Source organism: Bacillus sp. FSL L8-0199, from assembly GCF_038005705.1.
In the GTDB taxonomy this organism is placed as follows: Bacteria; Bacillota; Bacilli; order Bacillales; family Bacillaceae_G; genus Bacillus_A; species Bacillus_A cereus.
Map to the genome: position 1 here is coordinate 4,883,359 of NZ_JBBOTS010000001.1, position 19,965 is coordinate 4,903,323.

Here is a 19,965-nt window from a genome sequence, read left to right on the forward strand (position 1 = left end):
CCTTTCTGTTCTTAGTCCATTATACATCTTTACGCTTCTATCTTGTACTCATACACTCCGCGGCAAATTACTTCCGCAGGTCCTTTCATCAACACGTTTCCTTCTTCAGTCCACGCAATCATTAAATCGCCGCCAGCTAAATGGACTGTAATTTCCTTACCACGTTCCATCTTTCCATTTAAAATAGCAGCTACAACTGCAGCGCACGCTCCTGTTCCGCAAGCTTGCGTTACACCAGATCCACGTTCCCAAACGCGGAAGTTCATCTCGTCATCATTCAAAATTTCGATAAACTCAACATTTACTCGCTCTGGGAACATTTCATGTGTCTCGAGAACTGGTCCAAGTGTTGTAAGAGGTGCTTTTTCTACATCATCAACAAAAATAACCGCATGCGGATTTCCCATTGAAACAGCTGTAAATGCATAACGATGATTATTGTATAAGAAGTTTTCACGGATAAATGGTGTTTCACCTTCACCAAGCATCGGTATTTCTGCACGTGTTAGACGCGGTGCTCCCATATCGATTTTTGCTAATGTCACGACACCAGCTTCTACTGTTACTTCAGCCGTTACAATACCAGCTAACGTTTCAATTGTGAAAACTGTTTCTTCTACTAGTTTATGCTCATACGCATATTTCGCTACGCAGCGTAAACCGTTACCACAGCTCTTTCCTTCAGAACCATCATTATTAAACATACGCATCTTCACCGGAGCTACGTCTGAAGGGCAAATTAAAATCATCCCGTCTGCTCCAATACCAGTATTAATATTTGAAACCTTTTCGGCCACAAGGGCTAAATCTTCTTCAGGAATTTGCTCTTCAAACATATTTACATATATATAACTATTGCCAAGACCATGCATTTTTGTAAAAGAAAATTGGCTCATTTATATTCACTCCAAAAATAATTTGTTATGTTAAGTATAAAATGCATGCTTTTAGAACACAATATGAATGTCCCCCGTTTCTCATATTTGACAACGTTTGGCGATGAGCCACTCTTACACAATTTGTGTAAGAAAAAAGCCCTTCTAAAAAGGGCCTTTTTTTATTTATCCTACTATTTTCGATTGGGGAAGACTAATACTCAGTATTAGTCTTCCCCACGAAATAAAGTTTTATCTAATGAAAAAGGTGCTGCTAATTCGCAACACCTTAAAACATTGGATTTTCATCCAAATACTCATATACATTATTAACAAGCTCTTCTACTGTTGCACCTTGTACAACTTCACCATTTACAAGTGCAAATGGTCCTTCAAAACAAATGCCACAATATCCTAAACAACCATACTCCATTACATCTAAATTCGGATCTTTTTCTAATTTTTCTAGAGCTGCTTGTGAACCACTTGCAAGGTTACCTACACAAAATTCAATTAATGGTTTAATCAAAATTCTCCCCCCTGTACTACAAAACAAATTACCTTTTCACTTTATCTATAAGAAGAAAACTAAGCTGTTTCTTGTTGTTTTCGTTACACAGTCTAAACTATTTAGTTACTTCATTACTTCACTTCAAAGTAGATGATTTCTTCTATATAACATGCTACTTACAATGAAAGAGTAACTTAAAAAGAAAAACAGTTTACTTTTCTTCTTATTGTACAACAGAGTATTCATTCATGCATTGTTATTTGTTCACAAATTCGATATAATTTGATTGAGTAAAGTCAAAATATTTTATTAATATAAAATTTTATGATTAGGGGATATTTCAACAGAAAAGGGGTAATCCATCATGAAACACCTCGTAATACTAGGTGGCGGCTACGGTGGAATGAGAATTCTGCAAAGGCTACTTCCAAGCAACCAACTTCCAGATGATGTACAAGTGACATTAATCGACAAAGTACCATATCATTGCTTCAAAACTGAATATTATGCATTAGTTGCGGGTACTATTTCAGAAACGCATATTCGTATACCGTTTCCTGAACACCCACGCCTCAATATTCAATACGGCACAGTAACAAATATTGACCTCGAAGAAAAAGCTGTTCATCTTGATGGCGGCGAAGCGATCCAATATGATGATTTAATTATCGGACTTGGCTGTGAAGATAAATATCATAACGTTCCTGGAGCTAGAGAATATACACATAGTCTACAATCAATTGAACAAACACGTAAGACATATGAACAATTAAATAGTCTAGAACCAAATGCAACAGTAGCTGTCGTTGGTGCTGGCTTAAGTGGCGTTGAAGTAGCAAGTGAACTTCGTGAAAGCCGTTCTGATTTAAAAATCTATTTATTTGATCGAAAAGATAGAATTTTATTCCCATATCCAGAGAAATTAAGTAGATACGTAGAAGAATGGTTTGTAAAGCATAAAGTTAACATTATACGAAACTCTAACATTACAAAAGTAGAACCAAATATTGTCTACAACCACGATGAACCACTTGAATGTGATGCAATCGTCTGGACAGCTGGTATTCAAGCAAATGAAGTTGTTCGAAACCTTCCAGTTGAACAAGATGGTAGCGGACGGGTTGTCTTAACTAAATATCATAATATTCCAAATAACGATCATGTTTACGTTGTAGGAGATTGCGCAGCACTTCCACATGCACCATCTGCCCAACTGGCTGAAGGTCAAGGAGAACAAATTGTCCAAATATTATTAAAACGTTGGAATAATGAACCACTCCCGGATGAACTACCTGTTATTAAATTAAAAGGTGTTCTAGGATCTCTTGGTAAGAAGCACGGCTTTGGTTTACTAGCAAACCAACCATTAATGGGACGTGTACCGAGATTATTAAAATCTGGTCTTCTTTGGATGTACAAATATCATAAAGGTTAATACTTTACAGGCTGTCTACTATGTAGGCAGCCTCTTTGCATCAGTTTTTAAAAATTATCAGACACATCTTTCTCAATATTTATAATGATTTATTTTTCATTTTCATATTAAAAAATATTGATAAACATTGTATGCTATTTGTAAGTTGTTTTATTATTTCCTTTAAGACCGAATTCATTCGGTCTTATTTTTTATGTGATAAATACTTTTGTAGGAGGCATTACATTCCACTTATGAACTTATCGAAACTAAACAATCGAATAGAAGCGAAAAAGAAAGAGTTAATCTATCTCGTTGAACGATACGGATTCACTCATGATAAAGTGATTTCTTTCAGCCAAGAATTAGATCGTTTACTTAACTTATTAATAAAACTCAAGACGAAGAAAAAACGTTGTTCGTTATAACCATTTTCCCCTCTTTTTTTGATACGATATAACTAGAATCAGAAAGGAGCGATTTATGTTTATATTAAAAGACGTTATATATAAAGATATACTACACATTCCTTATTTACAGATTCAAAAAGAAAAGATTACTTGTATTATCGGTGAAAGCGGAAGCGGAAAAAGCACATTACTTCGCATGTTAAACGATTTACAATCCCCAACATCCGGTACAATTGAATATAACGGAAAGTTAATTTCTGATTATCACCCTATTCAATTACGTCGTGACGTAGTTATGCTTGGGCAAACTCCACCTATTTTTGATGGAACCGTTAAAGACAACCTATTAATGGGACTTCGTCTTTCTGAAAAACCATTTCCAAATGATGATGCCCTGCGGAGTGCATTACAAACCGTTAGCTTAGACAAGCAATTAGAAGATAGCACCTCCTCATTATCCGGCGGTGAAAAACAAAGACTTGCCTTTGCACGTATCGTACTTATGGATCCGCCTGTCTATTTATTAGATGAACCCACTTCAGCATTAGACAGTGATACAGAACGCCGCGTTATGAAACAATTTACTGAACTAGCACGAAAAAAGAAAAAAACAGTTATCTTCATCACACACTCGCAACAACTTCCAAAAGAAATTGCAGACGATATTATTGAAATTAGCAAAACAAAGGGTGCAACTAGAAAGGAAGTGCTCTCAGTTGAAGGGCATTATTGAACTCCAAATTTGGCAACTTGCAGCTGCCTATATTTTCATTCTTATTTTAATTGGACTTGTAAAATTAAAAGGAATACCTCGCGAAAAACAAATCGCGCTCGCAACATTCCGTATGACGATTCAGCTCGTACTTGTTGCATATGTCCTTACATACGTATTTGAAAACAGTAATCCATTTTATACAATCGCTCTCATCACTTCTATTACTACCTTTGCAATTTTTAATATTTATAAACGGGTTAACATCCCAATGTCTAAAGAATTAAAACGAGTAGCCGCCCTTTCCATGGTCGCCGGATCAATTGGGCCACTTCTACTATTTATCTTTGTTATTATCGGTCATGACCCTTGGTATGCTCCGCAATATATCGTCCCTATTACAGGAATGTTAGTTGGGAATGCCATGACTGGTGTTTCTCTTGGTGCAAATACGTTCTTAAACAATATGAAATCGCAAAGAGGTCAAATTGAAGGTGCACTTATGCTCGGCGCAACACCGAAAGAAGCTGCTGCTCCGCTCATTCGAGACGCTTTTGACTCTGCTATTTTACCAACAATTAATTCTATGGTCGGAATGGGAATTATAAGCTTACCAGGCATGATGACTGGTCAAATATTATCCGGTGTATCACCATTCACAGCCATTCAATATCAAATCGCCATCATACTCGGTATTTCTGGAAGTACTGCCTTTGCTGTCATTATCTTTTTACAGCTTGGATATAAAACGTTCTTTAATAAGCGATGTCAATTGAAAGAAATTGACTATGGTGCGAGGTAAATAGTGCGTAGTTCACGGTGAATGAAATTATATTAACGATTTTTTCAATATATCTATCATAACTCAGAATATATCAACGATTTTGTACGAAATATCGACTTACCGACAAAAAGTGACATAATAAAAAGAGGAGGCTATTCGCCTCCTCTTCTATTTACTTATGCCTTCTTAACGAACTGTGATTTTAACTTCATAGCTCCGAAACCGTCGATTTTGCAATCGATATCGTGATCGCCATCAACTAGACGGATACTCTTTACTTTCGTACCGATCTTCACAACTGAAGAAGTTCCTTTTACTTTTAAATCTTTAATAACAGTAACAGCGTCGCCATCTTGAAGAACGTTTCCGTTCGCATCTTTTACAACTTTTGCACCATCATTATTTTCAGCTTCTGCTTCTTGGCCCCACTCATGAGCACATTCTGGACATACGAAAAGAACGCCATCCTCATACGTATATTCTGAATTACATTTTGGACAATTTGGTAAAGTAGCCATAAATTTATTTCCTCCGTTCATTATTTATACGTAAAAATCAAAATTGATGTTTACATCTCGATAAATAAAATTTGTATAGCATTTCTTTATAGTGCCATAGTCTCACGTTATTGACAACCCTACCTCAAATTCTCATTTTTTATTGTATTTTACAAAATTTCAATTCGTATGCCGTTTTTCTATTTGCTCTTCCACTAATTTTAAAAATCTTCGTTGTGCATTTTTATTTTTTTACGAGCAATCAAACCCTTAGCGAACTTTGTAGTTCGTAATAAATAACTTTCGATACTTCTCGTCTTCATATGTCATTCGAAACCATTCATACTGCTGCAAGTAACGTATGTTAACATCAATCTTTTTCGTGTGTAAACCCGTACTTAAACTAATAGATCCTATTAGAGCTTCTATTAATGCTGAAATCATTTCTCTCCCCCTAATAAACAAAAGAAGAACCTTCGCAAGATTCTTCTTTTCAAAATGAACGAGTTCCCTCTAGAACCCCCAATTATTTTCTTCAATGTAAATTTGATATTCTTCTAATTCTTCTTCACTTAACTTCTTATTATTTTCATATATCTCTTGCCACTCGAAATAATCTTCATCGAAATAAACAGCAAATTTAATTTTCACGTTTTTCTTCTCTGTATAATCATAACCAGTAAACTCTACTACGTCATAATCTTTTTCTTTCTTAACAAACTTCCAAGTTGGATTATCAGTCATAATCTCTAAAGTAACCCCTTCACCGCTTGAACGAACAACGTTTTTAATATTCGGTTCAGTTGGTAAAAAGGACAGCCCGAACGCAGCTAACCCAAACACAATCCCGACTATAACCTGTAAACCAATCATACCAGCAATACTCACGCCACCCTTTGATTGTAAGAAATACGCCTTCTCATGATCAGACGAATCTTCTCCCTTACGAAAAACACGAACAGCATGCTTGTAATATAAACGGTTTCCTTGCCATCCAGTAAATATCATCATTCCTAATTGAAGAGCTAAATTAAATGTTACATAAATCCCATCTGGAATATCTATAAAAGGGGGTATAACTATACTAGGTATAGCCAATAACGCAAATATAATAAATAACTTATACATTTTTCGATAAGCTAACCAAAAAGTTGGGAAGAAAAAGGCTACCCAATTCCATGTATTCCCTTGCGCTGGATTTTCTACTTTACCCCACTTAAAGTCATAATAAGCTGTATTCTTTTGAACAACTTTATGTAATTCTTGTGGAGAAATCGTTTCTTGTAAAACAGTGTCCTTCACGTACATCATCCTTTTCTTATTTCTATATACATTTATTGTATATGCACAAAATGAAGGAATCTAACAAAAAGTACACATATTTCATAAAAATGAACGGAAATCGAATATATTCCGACAATTATCCGTTTCTTATTTCATTTTACTTTTAAATATATTAAAATAATCATGTATCATATCTTTAATACACTAAGTTAATTATTTTATATATTCACTAAAAAGGATGCATCAAAATCATTTTTATACATCTTTTTTAGTGAATATATACTACATTTCCTCCCTCTTAATCACATTGAAATACTATTTTATTTCTCGCACATTCCCCTTCACTTTCTCAATAATATCTTCTATACGCTTCGCTATACATTCCAGCTCCCAATCTCCCTCACCATGCATAGCTGTGTTACTATCTACAAAGATTGGATCCCCAAGATATGAATCTAGTCCAATTACAATCCATCCTTCTTTCCAATCTCCTTCTTCATTTCCGATTAAACTTTGTCCTTCACCATCCACGCTATAACCAAGTTGTCCTTCTTCTATCTCTTCACTATTAAATAGTTCTATTGTGATTGATTCAAATTCACACTCTAACTCAATTTCATTATCCTCAGCACGATCTACATGTTCTAAAAGTTGTTTAATTTTATTGTGGTTCATCATAATAGTTTCTCCATTCCATTTTTCGGAAATTCCATTTTATTCATAATAAGCTGCTACGAACAACATCTGGGCAATAAACTTCCATGGAATATTTTCTGGAAGCTTCTCCCCTTGATTTATATAAACACCTTCATAAGCACCTAACCAACCGTGTAATGCATCTAAATAATTCTCTACCTCTATGTTCTCCCATTCATCTTTATTCACTTTAAAATCTTTTTGAAGGTGTACAAGAAATTTCAATAAGTCTTCTTTAGAATTTACATGATCAAGGTATTCAAATACATCCATATTTTATTTCTCCCTCTATCGCTCGGCATTTAAACTAACTATAATATATGACATAAGATTCTTAAAACTATTATTTGAGGAGTTCCGATATGAAGACTACAATTTGGACAGAAGATGATTATTTAAAACTAGCACCTATAAACGACGAACTAATAAAAAAAGCAGAAGATGCACTGAACGTAAAGCTTCCAGAATCGTACATAAACCTGCTAAAAGAACAAAACGGAGGAACACTGCGCCTTGATGCTCACCCTACTTCAGAGCCGAATTCTTGGGCAGACGATCACGTTAATGTTTCTGGCTTATATGGCATTTCTTTTGATGAAAATGAATCTAGTATTTTAGAGAGCCGTTATTTAATTCAGGAATGGGAAATGCCTGAGAATCTCGTACTTTTATCTGGGGACGGACATACGTGGATTGCATTAGACTATCGCAATACTGCTGAAAATCCTCCAGTTATATTTATCGATAATGAGATGGAGCAAATTATTGAATTAGCACCTAATTTCGAGAGTTTCTTACAAAACTTAACTACGTACGAATATGACGAAGAGTAAGCCTCACTCTAAAGAGGAGAAAAATTTCATTACAAATTTGCACGCTGCTTTAAAACCACTTGGATTTAAGAAAAAAAGACATACATTTTGCAAAGCTGAAAACGGATTTTATAAGCTCATTAACATACAAAAAAGCCAGTTTGAAGATAGTTTTTATATAAACATCGGAGTTCACCCGATCGGTCTCCCGCAGCTTATTACAGACCAGTTACAAATACAAGAAAACATTTCAATATTCGATTGCATTCTACAAACGAGAATAGAGCCTATACATATGAACCAGAACCAGTTATTGCATAATGTTTCACATGAAACTATCAACATTCCGAATTACCTTTCTACTATTTTCGACTGGTTTCAAGTGTGGGCGTCTTATGAAAATTTAGCAAAAACAAATATACACGCTATTACTCCGGTGCTAGCTGTCGTTCCAATATTACAAGAAAAAGCATTCTTGCTTCTTACTTGTTTCTCTTTCTACAAATTAAAACAGTACGAACAAGCTAACCGCTATTTACAGCAATATTTGCATTGTGCTGTAAATCTTAATACCGAGGAAAAAGAGCAAGTATTCTTTCACGAAGTTGATATGTCTATGAAAAAACTAGTAGAAAGCACAATGTAATTTCACATTGTGCTTTCTACTAGTGCTTTATATTCCTCTTGTAACTTTTTAAATTGTTCTTCATACTTTTGCATCTTTACCATATCCGTTTTCGAATTAAGGATTGGTCTTCTTCTCCCAATCACCATTATATTCTTTCCCTCTATTGCATCGTTCATATATACGTAAGGTCTGAAAAATTCACATTTCGTATATGGCAATGCTACAGATAATTTTGCATACTCTTCCACCTTAAATTGATTAGATAAACTTAACTCTCGTAAATTTTTCAATTGGATTAAAGGTTCTAACGAATCATCTTTAACCTTTAAGTTCATAAGAGTAAGTTTTTTTAAATTCTGTAATGCAGCGAGTGGTTGTAAAGTTTGTACTTTCATTGCTGTATTTATCCCACCGCCCATGTAAAAGGTATTGAGTTGCGGACACTTACTTAAAGCACTTAAATCTTCTAGCTTAGAAAAATCATCAATTAATAAGGATTTGAGTTTTTTATTATACGCGATATCCCATAACGTCTTCGCTTTTGTATTCCAGCACATATACAACTGTTGTAAATCTGATAACTTCTGAAGGCCACTTAAATCCTCTACCCGCATTTCGTAAACATATAATATATCGGGACGAGCATACGAAAGAATATGTTCAAACTGTTTTTGATTTACTGCGAAAATCCATAATTTCTTAACTTGTAAAGATGCTAGTCGTTCTATATTTTTTGTTTTCCCCTCAATCGCTAATTCTTCTAAATTAGCAGTAACATTTTCCAAGTCCTTTATAATCCTCGGCTGCTCACCAATCGGAAACATTTTATCCTCTCCTACAAAGCCCAAGTAATATTCATCTCTTCAAAAGAATCCTTACTAACTTCCAATCCTTCACTATCATCCGTTCCGATCATCGCCACTTCTTCTTTAGACAACATAATTTCCTCGTTTGGATTTTTAATTTTTCTCTCATACACGAGTTGTAAAAGCTCTATTTGCTCTTCTGTCAGCTCATATTCTTCTTCTAATCTTTCTATTGCTGATTGCAGGTCAAGTAGTGGGATTTCTAATAAAAATCCGCCATGCTCTTCCATCTCTTCAAATGAATCGATTGAATATGCACCGCTATCCTCAATCCAAAATGCTGTTGTAATGAAAGGTACAGTCTCACCTTCTACTTCTTCTAATATGTATTGAAGAGTTTCTTCTTTCGCAATATGTATCACTTCCGAAGGTGCTCCTTCAAAGTAATTTTCCGCATCAATCCACTCATCTATTCTCTCGCTATTCACATCTTGCAGACATACAATCGTATAATTCGGATGAAACGTAATTGTCCCTCGTCCGCCTTGAGTATCTTGCATACTATAGTTAAATCCGTCCCATGAACTTTCATGTGAGAAATCTGGACAATGCGCTACATTAATTGCATGGGCAATCGAATTTAAAACGCATCCTTTCCATAATTGTTCTCTATTTATATGTAATTTATATTTACTCATAATCTTCCCCCATACACATATTTTTTCTATTATCTTTCCTCTACATAATACTTGTAAAGTCTTTTCTATCTGCTACAAAATACGAAAGACGCCATTTTCAAAAAGGCGTCTTTTTACAATTGAAAATTTACTAATATAAAAAATGCATTATTTAATAAATGAATCCCCCATGGGACGAGTAAGTTATTTGTTTTCTTATACGTATAAGCTAAACATATACCGCCACCAAAAATATATAAAACACTCCCTACTGTAAGGGGATGCCCTAAAGTAAATATAGAAGCACTTATAACGGCACTACTAAGTATAGAGAAGCGCTGAGATAATTTCATAAAAAACATACCTCGGAATACAAGCTCTTCCCAAACCGGTGCGAAAATCGTGAGTACAACTACGTATAAAATAATTTCATTTTTAGTAGGCTCTATTGCTATATTAGGTTCATCCACACGAAGCCCATGTGGTAAAACTAAATTTAATACTGCAAGATATATAAGCAGTACGATCATCGTCATTACTATCGTTACATAATGTTTAAAATTATTGAACTGTATTGATTTTACTAACTGTACACAGTGATTTCTTGCTGGTGAATATATAAAAATAATAGTAAGAAATGTTAAAGGTGGAATAAGATGATCTACATACCATGGGTATAAGGAAGAATCATATAAAAGGTTCAAAAAACCAATTCCATGCATGACCCCAAAAATAATTAATAGAATGCTAATTACTTGGCGCATACTCATTTGTTCATTCTTTTCTTCATATGTAGCTAATTCTATATTCATCCTATCCCCTCCAGTATAATTAAACTTTTTAAACCATTATATACCAAATTTAACATAAAAAAAGACAATACACCCCACTGTATTGTCCATTTTCTTCCCTACCATTTCTCTCTACACATCTCAATTAAATGCAGTAAGTACCTCTTCGTCATATCTGCCCTTCCCCACCTTGAGAGCATTCGCTTTTCTTTTGGACTCTGTCGTATTCTCGCTACTTCTTTTAATAAAATCTCCCATTCTTCCGCTGAACGTTCTGACAAGTATTGCAATCCTCTATCTTTTGAAACGATTGTTTTATGATCCAGTGTATATAAAATACGTCCCATCGTAACGACAGCTGATTCTACCCACTCTTCTATAAAAAATAAATATGGCTTCTTCGCCTTTTCACTCCAGTACTGTTCTACGTTATATTTCATCGTATTTACTACATCATTCCATTGTATTTGCAGTGGAAGATCTTCTGCTTCTTTTCCGGTAACTGTAATGCCTTGATTTTTCAACGTCCACCATGTGACCGCATTAATGTCCCAATGACCAACATTAGCTTTACCATCTGCACAATACACATACTCGTTCATTTCATCATTGTATTTCCCTAAGTCAGCAAGCGAAATATACATACCGTCCATTCTTTTACCTAGCGTATTATCACTAAGTTTCTTATGTAGTTCCACAAGCTGCTGTTTTTCAGCTTCATTCACGGAATCATTTATCACTGTAACAAAATCAACATCGCTCGTTTCCTTATGAAATGCACCTAGTGCGATGGATCCGTAAATATATACCCCGACTATTTTTTCATCCAAAAAAATTTCTTTTAATTCTACTGTGTACCGCTCCATTAACTGCTCTACTTCCGTTGGTAACGCATGCTTCACTCCATTTTTCATATCTATCCCTCCAATAAAAAAAGCCTTTGCAAATTCGCAAAGACTTCTTGTTTTATAAATATTTCTCGATTTCTTCGTAAACATCCTTCAAACGAGGATTTCCTTCTCCAACAATTTCTCCATTTACAAGAACGACCGGATAAAATAAATCTTCTTCCACTACGCGCTCTGCGAATGCTTTTTTATCCGCATCTTCTTGTTCTTCCTGGAAATCAATATACTCGAAATTAAATTTATCTTCTTGTCCTTCATATTTACGACCAATTGCCGCTTGTAACCATTCAAACGTTTCTGTTGAAGATGGCATTCCAACGCAGCTCGCACAAATTACTTTCGTTCCATACACTTGAACATTAACCATTTCTTCTCCCCCACTTCTTGTCCCAACAGTATATTCAGATGTCTTATTACATAAGCACATCATTTTACAAACTTATTCCATACCCCTATACTGAAAAAACACGATACAAAATTTCGACAATAAAACAAGAAGAGAAAAAATAGATTTTCCCCTCTATCTTGATTATAATAAAACTGATGAAAGGAGTCGATAAAAATGGAAAACCCACATATGGAAGAACAAGTATTAGAAGTATTAGATAAATTACGTCCATTCTTACTTCGCGATGGCGGAGACGTTGAATTAGTAGACATTGAAGAAGGTATCGTAAAACTACGCCTTATGGGTGCATGCGGAAGCTGCCCAAGTTCTACAATCACACTAAAAGCTGGTATCGAGCGCGCGTTACTTGAAGAAGTACCAGGCGTTATCGAAGTAGAACAAGTATTTTAATTAAAAGCGGAAGCGGCTCGTTCAGAACAGGAGGTCATTGGAGCTCCTGACGAAGAGGCGCTTTTTGCCTCACAGGAAGGCGCGAAATGGCCGACTGTTCTAGCCGCTGGAGCTGGATATTATCTAGCGGCTCGTTCAAAGTCACTTGCTAAAAGGAGACCAAATTTGGTCTCCTTTTTTTATTCAAATCACATTTATCCGTTAACATCATAAAACAAAATTGGAAATCCCTCTCAAAAAATGCGATAATTAATACTATATAGTGAATCGTTCACACATATAAAGTAAAAAACATAGGGGGACGACAGATGCCAAAAATGGGGAACACTTTTTTAACAATTCAAGAACTAGAAAAGAAAAAAGAATATTTATTAGGCCTTTCATCCGTTATACCAACATGGAATACAAGCTATCAATTTTTATTTAAAGAAATTCAGCAAGAATTATTGGGTAAAGTAAATGAAAAACTCGAAGGGCATCAATTCGTTTTAAATATATGTGCAGATCAGCAGGTAGGGGCATAATGTATTACATAAAATTGTGGTATAAAAAAGAGACCTCCATCGGTCTCTTTTTTATACTTTTAAGATAGCCAATCTAATTTTCTAATCCCGAGCTTATCTACTGGTAAACGAAGTGAACCATAAAAATGCTTCATAAATTGCTCTGAGCGGTTCACATCGTGTAAAATGGCTTCTAAGCGATCTCTATATATGCTTTTTTGTTCTTCGTTTCCAGTTTGGTAATATCGTTCGACCGTTTCAAAATAATGAAGCGGGAACAGGAGCCTTGCAAATAATAAGCGCCAGCCAAATGAGGATAGCGAATAATTCCGTTCATAATCCGTAACAAATTGAACGATTGTTTGCTCCCAGTCTTTCTTTTTTTCTATCGTCATATGGCGGATCCATTCTGCAATATCTCGACTCGGGTGATCATATACCCAATCAAAAGGGAGTTTGAGACGCTTCGTTTGATGCCATAATAAAGGTGTGAATCGTTCTTGGCAAATTGTTGCTGCATCCGTTAGTTGCGGCGTATCATCCATTTCTGTATCGACAACATATTGAATGGCATTTTCTGCAACTCCTAAGTAATACGGGAAGGATTCAATAAACAATTGATCGAATACATCTGAAGGGTGGTTCATTACTTGTGATTGCCAAAACTTTTCTAATTGATCGAGCCTTTTTTCCCATAACGCTTTCCATTCACCAATTCGGCTTAATTGCTCAATTTCTTCTGGAAAGAATGCACCTCGTTTATGGAATATAGAAAGCTCACTTCCTAATGACATAGCATGTCGTTCTAACGTGCGCATACCTTTTAATAAGCAGTAATTTTGTTCTTCTATCTCACTTACATAGTAGCCGTGTATAGTCGGAACGAAAGTCGCTACAGTTATATCCCCTTGCTGGTTCATATAATCACTGAGCTTTTTCATCTCTACAAGTACTTCTTCCTCCATTTCTCCAATTGGAACAAGTACATAAATTTTGTTGCGAATCCAAAAGCTTTTATAGGGGCCAAGGGGGATTAATTCTTTAACATGCATGTGATAATGCTCATAAATATGCTGAATCATCGCAGTCGCCACCTATGGTTTTTCTTTATATATATGAGCTTGTGCTCGCCTTTCATTCCTATGCACATGATAAAGCAACGAAACGTATACAAATACTAAAAAGAAAAAAAGGTGATAAACATGAAAGAATCAAATCAACTACAAGAAAGAGCATTAAAACTATTACAAGAACGCGGTGTAACAATTGACGATATTGCTGAACTTGTTCATTTTCTTCAAAAAAAATATCATCCAAATTTAGAGATGTCAGAATGCCGTTACAATGTAGAACGTGTACTATCAAAACGTGAAGTACAAAACGCACTGATTACTGGTATCGAGCTTGATGTCCTTGCTGAAAAGGGAATGCTAAGTGAACCGTTACAAGATATTGTAAAACGTGATGAAGGCTTATATGGAATTGATGAAGTTATCGCACTTTCTATCGTGAATGTGTACGGCTCTATCGGTTTCACGAACTTTGGATATATTGATAAATTAAAACCTGGTATTTTAGAATACTTAAATGATAAATCAACTGGAAAGGTGCATACATTCCTTGATGATATCGTTGGCGGAATCGCTGCCGCTGCTTCAAGCCGTTTAGCGCACCGAGCTGAGCACTCAGAATAATAGTGTTTTCTAGGCCGTCAGGTTCATGCTGACGGTCTTTCATATTCCATCAGCATAAATTCTCTTCCGCGACTCAAAAAAATAGGCCCTTGCTTAAATCCGATATTTTTATATAACGTAATCGCTCTTGTATTAAATGTCGCTACGCTTAATCGAAACATTTTTGCATTAAACTCTTTCGTGGCAAACGCTATTCCAGCTTGGAAGAATTCTTTCCCCATTCCTTTCCCGGTTAACGCCGGCTTCATGCCAAGTCCGATATCAATCACATCTTCTCCACCATATAAATGAGCATCTCTTCCACCTGGTACTTGTGCATTTGCTCCAAAACAAAAATAACCGATGAAGTCTCCTTGATCATCACAACAGCCATAATACGTTCCATCTAATAGCTCTTCCATTACTTCTTTCTCGCCTGAAAAACTATATAAATTATATGGTTCCTCGTACGTCCAAGTATTTATCTCATTTGCTTCTTCCTCTGTTAATTTATGTATATCCACTTTCTCTTTCCCCCTATTATATTTCTATTAACAATATTCGATATTCATCTTATAATTCATCTTTCTCAATATATTTTTTTAATTTCTCGCCTCATTTTTATGGAAGATTTTTCTTATTATGTTACGATTAAACATAATCATTACAAATAAGGTGGTGACAATTTGAATTACTTTTCTTATCTCTCCTCGGAAGAACGGCAAAATTTTTTCTATAAAGAACCTCTTGGTTTTTCAAAAAATATAGAGAAAGAACAACTAGCTTACGCACTAGGTGCCACACTATATACTCCTGGCACGAAAGAAACGATTGCGGAAGATATAATTAGAAGGAAACATGTGGATGCTATCTCAATTATTCTTTGTCTAGAGGACGCTATCAGCGATGAGGAAGTAAAACTTGCAGAGCAAAACATCGTCGTTCAAATACAGCAAATCGCTAACTTAGTCAGTGCCAACATACTAAATCAAGCAGACATCCCACTTCTTTTTATTAGAGTTCGACAGCCAAGTCAAATGAAGAAGATTGTTACTGAATTAGGTAGTGCTGTTCATTGTTTATGTGGTTTTGTCTTTCCAAAATTCACACCGATTAACGGAAAGACTTATATCGATCAGCTTGCATATATAAACGAGTTATACTCATTATCGCTATATGGCATGCCGATTTTAGAATCACCCGAAATTATGTATAAGGAAACACGGGCAGAATCATTATTACAAATAAAGGATTTACTAGATTCTTATCACGATTACATCTTAAATGTACGTATTGGTGCTACTGATTTTTCAAGTATATTTAGTATTCGGCGCAATAAATACACACCTATCTATCATATTACTGTTGTCCGTGATTGTATTTCAGACATTATTAACGTTTTCTCAAGGGCAACAAATGAATATATTATTTCAGGATGTGTATGGGAATATTTTTCTAATGATCATGAAGAAGGGCTTATTCAAGAGGTATCACTTGACCATGCAAATGGCTTAATCGGAAAGACAGTTATTCACCCATCTCATATTAAAGTTGTACAGGCAATGCACATTGTCACAATGGAAGATTATTTAGATGCGAGATTAATTTTACAAAATGCAGATACGTATAATGGAGTGCTAAAAAGCAGTTTTTCTAACAAAATGAATGAAGTAAAACCTCATTATGGCTGGGCTCGCAAAACCATTTTAAAATCTAATATTTACGGGGTGCTACATGAAAACAAACAATTCACCGATCTCCTTATTGCAAATGCAAAGCAACACGTATAACGTTTTAAATAATATACAAGTTCATGTAGAAGTACGTGATAATCCATATAATTTAGCGCTAGACAATCTTTTTCAAATGGCTGCGAGAATAAATAAGAAACGTAGTTTTTTATTTGTGAGTACAATCCTTGGAAAGCATCTTCCTACTAAACCTGCAGTCTCTCTATCAAGTGGAGTTGCTCTCGCTGCAAGATATATGGAAATACTACATAATATTTCTCATCCATTTCAAAAAGAAATTTTAAATCTCATTTCATTAGAAATTGATGAAATCCCAGAGGAAGTATTTCGTTATCAATATCCTCTGCAAGAAGAAGTTTTGTTCATCGGATTCGCTGAAACAGCGACATCACTTGGTCATTCTATGTTTCAATGCTTTCAAAATGCAAAGTATGTACATACAACTAGGGAATCGATACCCCACCTAGAATCTGTCATTACATTTGAGGAAGAACATTCTCATGCAACATCGCACCGTTGTTATGTAGATGAAAGCTTTTTTCAAAACAACAATCCAATTGTTCTCGTAGATGATGAGATGACAACAGGAAAAACAGCATTAAATATTATTAGATCTATTCAAAATAAATTCCCACGAGAAGAATATATAATTGCTTCTTTATTAGACTGGCGTTCTCATACTAATAGAAAACAATTTAAACAATTAGAAGAAGAACTTCAAATTAAGGTTCATGTTATTTCTTTATTAGAAGGCAGTATTCATACAACTGGCCAACCATTAAATATTGCAAAAACAAAGATTCAAATTGAAGAAACAAAACCTGATTTCAAAAAACATACCCTTACCTGCCCAAAATCACCCTATACATCAAATTATATAAAATATACTGGGCGATTTGGCATTTCAGCATATGAACAAAAGCACATTCATTCTTTCGCCCAAGAAGCAGGAAAAACTTTAAAAAGAGAAAGAATTGGAAAACGAACACTCTGTCTCGGAACGGGTGAATTTATGTATATTCCAATGAAAATTGCTGCTGAAATGGGTGAAAATATTTTATATCAATCTACAACAAGAAGCCCTATCCATCCTGTTTCAAATGATGTGAACTACGCCATTCATAATCATTTCTCATATCCAAGTCCTGAAGATTCTACTATTACAAATTACTTTTATAATATTTCACCTCATGATTACGATGAAGTATTTGTTTTCATTGAGCGTAATTTAGGGGAAGAAGCCCTATCTCCTCTTCTACAGCAGTTACAAACAGTTATTCCTTTTATTCATATCGTCTCATTTTCAAATAGCATAGAAAAGGAAGGTTGATAATTATGGTAAAAGTAAATTCTCATATTAGTAGTTACAATCCAAATGATGCTATTTTTCTATTAAAAGATATTAGTGATTTAATGAAAGAAAGTTCCACGGAAACTAGAGAACAAGCAATTCAAGCTGGCACACATTATTCCGAAATGTTACCAATGGAATATAAACCCTCTAAAGCGTATATGGATTTATTCTTTTCTTCCCTGCAACAATACAAACACAAACTAGCCATCGCTGTTGGAGTTGTCGCCGAACAGATTATACAAACTAAAGGAACTAACCTTGTCCTCGTTTCATTAGCTCGTGCTGGTACACCTATTGGCATTCTTATCAAACGCTACATACGCTATCAATACAACCTTGATGTACCTCACTATTGTATTTCTATTGTTCGCGGACGCGGTATTGATGAAAATGCACTCCATTATATTTTGGAACATCACCCTAAAGAAACAATTCAATTCATTGATGGGTGGACTGGAAAAGGTGCAATAAAAAAAGAATTAGAATATGCAGTACACACATTTAACGAACGAAATAATACACACATTTCTCATTGTATGGCTGTACTTGCTGATCCCGGTTACTGTACTTCAATTTACGGTACACGTGAAGATTTTCTTATTCCTAGCGCTTGCTTAAATGCAACAGTCTCTGGACTCATTAGCCGCACTGTACTAAATGACACCTATATCGGTCCAAATGATTTTCATGGTGTTAAATATTATAAAGAGCTAGAACAAGAAGACTTATCAAATTTATTCGTTGATGAGGTAACAGATTTATTCCCTTCTGTTCATTCTCATATAGATAATCAATTACGTTATATTACTTCAACTTACACTAATCCCTCTTGGCAAGGATTAAAAGATATACAGTCTATCCAAAATCACTTTGAAATTGACGATATTAACTTAATTAAACCAGGAGTCGGTGAAACAACTCGCGTATTACTCCGGAGAATACCGTGGAAAATTTTAATACGCAAGCAAAACAATCCCGATTTAAAGCATATTTTACTTCTCGCTAAAGAAAAGAATGTCCCTATTGAAATCTATGAAAATATGGCTTATTCATGTTGCGGGCTCATTAAGCCTCTTAAGAGGGAAATGATATGATTTTCGCCAGTGATCTTGATCAGACGCTTATTTATTCCCGGAAATCGTTTCGTGCCCCTATAGAAGATGAATCAATTCAACTCATTGAAACTTTAGATGGGAAAGAAATTTCTTTCATATCACATAAAACCATTTCACTACTAAAAAAATTACAACTGCACTCACATTTCATCCCAGTTACAACAAGAACTATTGAGCAGTTTCAGCGGATTGCTTTATTCCAAGACGAAATCATTCCCGAATACGCCATTACAAGTAATGGTGGTAATATCCTTCATAACGGGAAACAAGATGGTACTTGGAACAGGACAGTAAAAGAAAGACTATCGGCTGAATGTATAGAGAGAAACGACATACTAAAGGAATTTGGACAAATAGCTCATAAAGATTGGGTTATATCACAAAAAACAGCCGATGATCTATTCCATTATTGCATTATTAAACGGGAGAACATTCCTTATGATGAATTATCATCTTTTACTTCCTGGTTAGACAAACAAGGCTGGAATCATTCACTTCAAGGCAGAAAGCTATACTTTGTACCAAAACCAATTAACAAATGGGACGCCGTGCAATATATAAAAGAAATTTTGCAAATAGATACGATTATTACAGCTGGGGATTCTTTACTTGATTTATGCATGCTTGAAAAGGCGAACCATGCCTTCGCACCACTTCATGGTGAGTTAGGGGCAATGCATGATAACTTACAACCTCATATTTTAAAAACAGACGCAATTGGCATATATGCCGCAGAAGAAATCGTAAATAAATCACTTCAAATTATTCACAGTTCATTACCTACCCCATGATCATAATATGCACAATTGCATACGCACCACAATTAAACAAGTGGTACAATTTATTTGAATCGCTGTTGCTACACTTCTTGATTAAAGAAAAGGCGTTAACACGGAAATTAGCGTCTTATCAACCTCAAGCAATTGGCACATTTTGTCATCTTAAAAGACACTCCAAGAGTGTCT

26 protein-coding genes and 1 pseudogene are annotated in these 19,965 nt (G+C 35.1%); 13 read left to right on the forward strand and 14 right to left on the reverse strand.

Going from position 1 to position 19,965, the window contains the following annotated elements; all coding sequences use genetic code 11:
- Positions 1–29: 29 nt before the first annotated feature.
- The gene (gene dapF, locus NST86_RS25280; protein ID WP_000077391.1) at positions 30–896 is read right to left on the reverse strand and encodes a diaminopimelate epimerase; all 867 of its coding nucleotides are present in this window, start codon (positions 894–896) and stop codon (positions 30–32) included.
- 268 nt (positions 897–1,164) lie between these two features.
- Positions 1,165–1,404, reverse strand: a complete 240-nt coding sequence (locus NST86_RS25285; RefSeq protein ID WP_000595026.1) for a YuzB family protein — start codon at positions 1,402–1,404, stop codon at positions 1,165–1,167.
- Positions 1,405–1,750: 346 nt separating this feature from the next.
- On the opposite strand from NST86_RS25285, the gene NST86_RS25290 reads away from it, so the two are divergent.
- The 4 genes from NST86_RS25290 to NST86_RS25305 all read left to right on the forward strand — a co-directional run bounded on the left by NST86_RS25290 (position 1,751) and on the right by NST86_RS25305 (position 4,724).
- Entirely contained in the window at positions 1,751–2,821 is a 1,071-nt protein-coding gene (locus NST86_RS25290; protein ID WP_000682077.1) for an NAD(P)/FAD-dependent oxidoreductase, read from the forward strand.
- A gap of 233 nt (positions 2,822–3,054) precedes the next feature.
- Positions 3,055–3,228, forward strand: coding sequence for an aspartyl-phosphate phosphatase Spo0E family protein (locus NST86_RS25295; RefSeq protein WP_001054089.1), 174 nt, complete (start codon positions 3,055–3,057; stop codon positions 3,226–3,228).
- A 55-nt stretch (positions 3,229–3,283) separates the two neighbouring features.
- Positions 3,284–3,943 (forward strand): ABC transporter ATP-binding protein, encoded by a 660-nt coding sequence (locus NST86_RS25300; RefSeq protein ID WP_000470262.1) that lies wholly within the window; start codon positions 3,284–3,286, stop codon positions 3,941–3,943.
- Entirely contained in the window at positions 3,927–4,724 is a 798-nt protein-coding gene (locus NST86_RS25305) for an ABC transporter permease (protein WP_044794978.1), read from the forward strand. The genes NST86_RS25300 and NST86_RS25305 overlap by 17 nt, the downstream gene beginning before the upstream one ends.
- A gap of 158 nt (positions 4,725–4,882) precedes the next feature.
- Here the strand turns inward: NST86_RS25305 and phnA are convergent, their stop codons facing one another.
- The 5 genes and pseudogenes from phnA to NST86_RS25330 form a co-directional block, all read right to left on the reverse strand.
- Positions 4,883–5,224, reverse strand: coding sequence for an alkylphosphonate utilization operon protein PhnA (gene phnA, locus NST86_RS25310; protein WP_000212737.1), 342 nt, complete (start codon positions 5,222–5,224; stop codon positions 4,883–4,885).
- Between the two features lie 159 nt (positions 5,225–5,383).
- Positions 5,384–5,647: pseudogene (locus NST86_RS25315) on the reverse strand (hypothetical protein).
- A 69-nt stretch (positions 5,648–5,716) separates the two neighbouring features.
- Positions 5,717–6,514 (reverse strand): DUF2628 domain-containing protein, encoded by a 798-nt coding sequence (locus tag NST86_RS25320; RefSeq protein ID WP_002001368.1) that lies wholly within the window; start codon positions 6,512–6,514, stop codon positions 5,717–5,719.
- Between the two features lie 288 nt (positions 6,515–6,802).
- A complete protein-coding gene (locus NST86_RS25325) occupies positions 6,803–7,165 on the reverse strand; it encodes a hypothetical protein (protein ID WP_061663192.1) in 363 nt (120 codons plus the stop codon).
- A gap of 36 nt (positions 7,166–7,201) precedes the next feature.
- Entirely contained in the window at positions 7,202–7,456 is a 255-nt protein-coding gene (locus NST86_RS25330; protein ID WP_061663191.1) for a DUF7660 family protein, read from the reverse strand.
- Positions 7,457–7,545: 89 nt separating this feature from the next.
- Here NST86_RS25330 and NST86_RS25335 point away from each other — a divergent pair, with 89 nt between their 5' ends.
- Positions 7,546–8,016, forward strand: a complete 471-nt coding sequence (locus NST86_RS25335) for an SMI1/KNR4 family protein (RefSeq protein ID WP_002001370.1) — start codon at positions 7,546–7,548, stop codon at positions 8,014–8,016.
- Positions 8,003–8,641: a DUF4304 domain-containing protein gene (locus tag NST86_RS25340; protein WP_016118822.1), complete on the forward strand. Its 639-nt coding sequence runs from the start codon at positions 8,003–8,005 to the stop codon at positions 8,639–8,641. Before NST86_RS25335 ends, NST86_RS25340 begins: the two co-directional genes overlap by 14 nt.
- A 2-nt stretch (positions 8,642–8,643) precedes the next feature.
- On the opposite strand, the gene NST86_RS25345 is transcribed toward NST86_RS25340, so the two are convergent.
- From NST86_RS25345 to NST86_RS25365, 5 genes are all read right to left on the reverse strand, one after another.
- Positions 8,644–9,447: a hypothetical protein gene (locus NST86_RS25345; protein ID WP_000483952.1), complete on the reverse strand. Its 804-nt coding sequence runs from the start codon at positions 9,445–9,447 to the stop codon at positions 8,644–8,646.
- 11 nt (positions 9,448–9,458) lie between these two features.
- On the reverse strand, positions 9,459–10,127 hold the full coding sequence (locus NST86_RS25350) for a hypothetical protein (RefSeq protein ID WP_016118823.1): 669 nt from the start codon (positions 10,125–10,127) through the stop codon (positions 9,459–9,461).
- A gap of 113 nt (positions 10,128–10,240) precedes the next feature.
- A complete protein-coding gene (locus NST86_RS25355; RefSeq protein WP_044794983.1) occupies positions 10,241–10,918 on the reverse strand; it encodes a CPBP family intramembrane glutamic endopeptidase in 678 nt (225 codons plus the stop codon).
- Between the two features lie 98 nt (positions 10,919–11,016).
- Positions 11,017–11,811: a nucleotidyltransferase domain-containing protein gene (locus NST86_RS25360; RefSeq protein WP_016118825.1), complete on the reverse strand. Its 795-nt coding sequence runs from the start codon at positions 11,809–11,811 to the stop codon at positions 11,017–11,019.
- A gap of 52 nt (positions 11,812–11,863) precedes the next feature.
- On the reverse strand, positions 11,864–12,172 hold the full coding sequence (locus tag NST86_RS25365; RefSeq protein ID WP_016118826.1) for a YuzD family protein: 309 nt from the start codon (positions 12,170–12,172) through the stop codon (positions 11,864–11,866).
- 195 nt (positions 12,173–12,367) lie between these two features.
- Between NST86_RS25365 and NST86_RS25370 the strand changes: the two genes are divergently transcribed.
- The gene (locus NST86_RS25370) at positions 12,368–12,604 is read left to right on the forward strand and encodes a NifU family protein (RefSeq protein ID WP_000431158.1); all 237 of its coding nucleotides are present in this window, start codon (positions 12,368–12,370) and stop codon (positions 12,602–12,604) included.
- Between the two features lie 308 nt (positions 12,605–12,912).
- The gene (locus tag NST86_RS25375) at positions 12,913–13,128 is read left to right on the forward strand and encodes a hypothetical protein (protein ID WP_016118827.1); all 216 of its coding nucleotides are present in this window, start codon (positions 12,913–12,915) and stop codon (positions 13,126–13,128) included.
- Between the two features lie 59 nt (positions 13,129–13,187).
- On the opposite strand, the gene yutH is transcribed toward NST86_RS25375, so the two are convergent.
- On the reverse strand, positions 13,188–14,189 hold the full coding sequence (gene yutH, locus NST86_RS25380; RefSeq protein WP_000614218.1) for a spore coat putative kinase YutH: 1,002 nt from the start codon (positions 14,187–14,189) through the stop codon (positions 13,188–13,190).
- A 120-nt stretch (positions 14,190–14,309) separates the two neighbouring features.
- Here yutH and NST86_RS25385 point away from each other — a divergent pair, with 120 nt between their 5' ends.
- Positions 14,310–14,801, forward strand: a complete 492-nt coding sequence (locus NST86_RS25385; protein ID WP_000665094.1) for a phosphatidylglycerophosphatase A family protein — start codon at positions 14,310–14,312, stop codon at positions 14,799–14,801.
- Between the two features lie 23 nt (positions 14,802–14,824).
- On the opposite strand, the gene NST86_RS25390 is transcribed toward NST86_RS25385, so the two are convergent.
- On the reverse strand, positions 14,825–15,304 hold the full coding sequence (locus NST86_RS25390) for a GNAT family N-acetyltransferase (protein WP_000351145.1): 480 nt from the start codon (positions 15,302–15,304) through the stop codon (positions 14,825–14,827).
- Positions 15,305–15,466: 162 nt separating this feature from the next.
- Between NST86_RS25390 and NST86_RS25395 the strand changes: the two genes are divergently transcribed.
- Genes NST86_RS25395 through NST86_RS25410 form a run of 4 tightly spaced genes read left to right on the forward strand, consistent with a single transcriptional unit; the run spans position 15,467 to position 19,791 of the window.
- Positions 15,467–16,570 carry an HpcH/HpaI aldolase/citrate lyase family protein gene (locus tag NST86_RS25395; protein ID WP_001106076.1) on the forward strand — a complete coding sequence of 368 codons (1,104 nt, stop codon included), beginning with the start codon at positions 15,467–15,469 and terminating at the stop codon, positions 16,568–16,570.
- The gene (locus NST86_RS25400; RefSeq protein ID WP_061663190.1) at positions 16,515–17,861 is read left to right on the forward strand and encodes a phosphoribosyltransferase family protein; all 1,347 of its coding nucleotides are present in this window, start codon (positions 16,515–16,517) and stop codon (positions 17,859–17,861) included. Before NST86_RS25395 ends, NST86_RS25400 begins: the two co-directional genes overlap by 56 nt.
- 5 nt (positions 17,862–17,866) lie before the next feature.
- Entirely contained in the window at positions 17,867–18,979 is a 1,113-nt protein-coding gene (locus NST86_RS25405) for a cysteine protease StiP family protein (protein ID WP_061663189.1), read from the forward strand.
- The gene (locus NST86_RS25410; RefSeq protein ID WP_000575376.1) at positions 18,976–19,791 is read left to right on the forward strand and encodes an HAD family hydrolase; all 816 of its coding nucleotides are present in this window, start codon (positions 18,976–18,978) and stop codon (positions 19,789–19,791) included. The genes NST86_RS25405 and NST86_RS25410 overlap by 4 nt, the downstream gene beginning before the upstream one ends.
- The last annotated feature ends 174 nt before the right edge of the window (positions 19,792–19,965 follow it).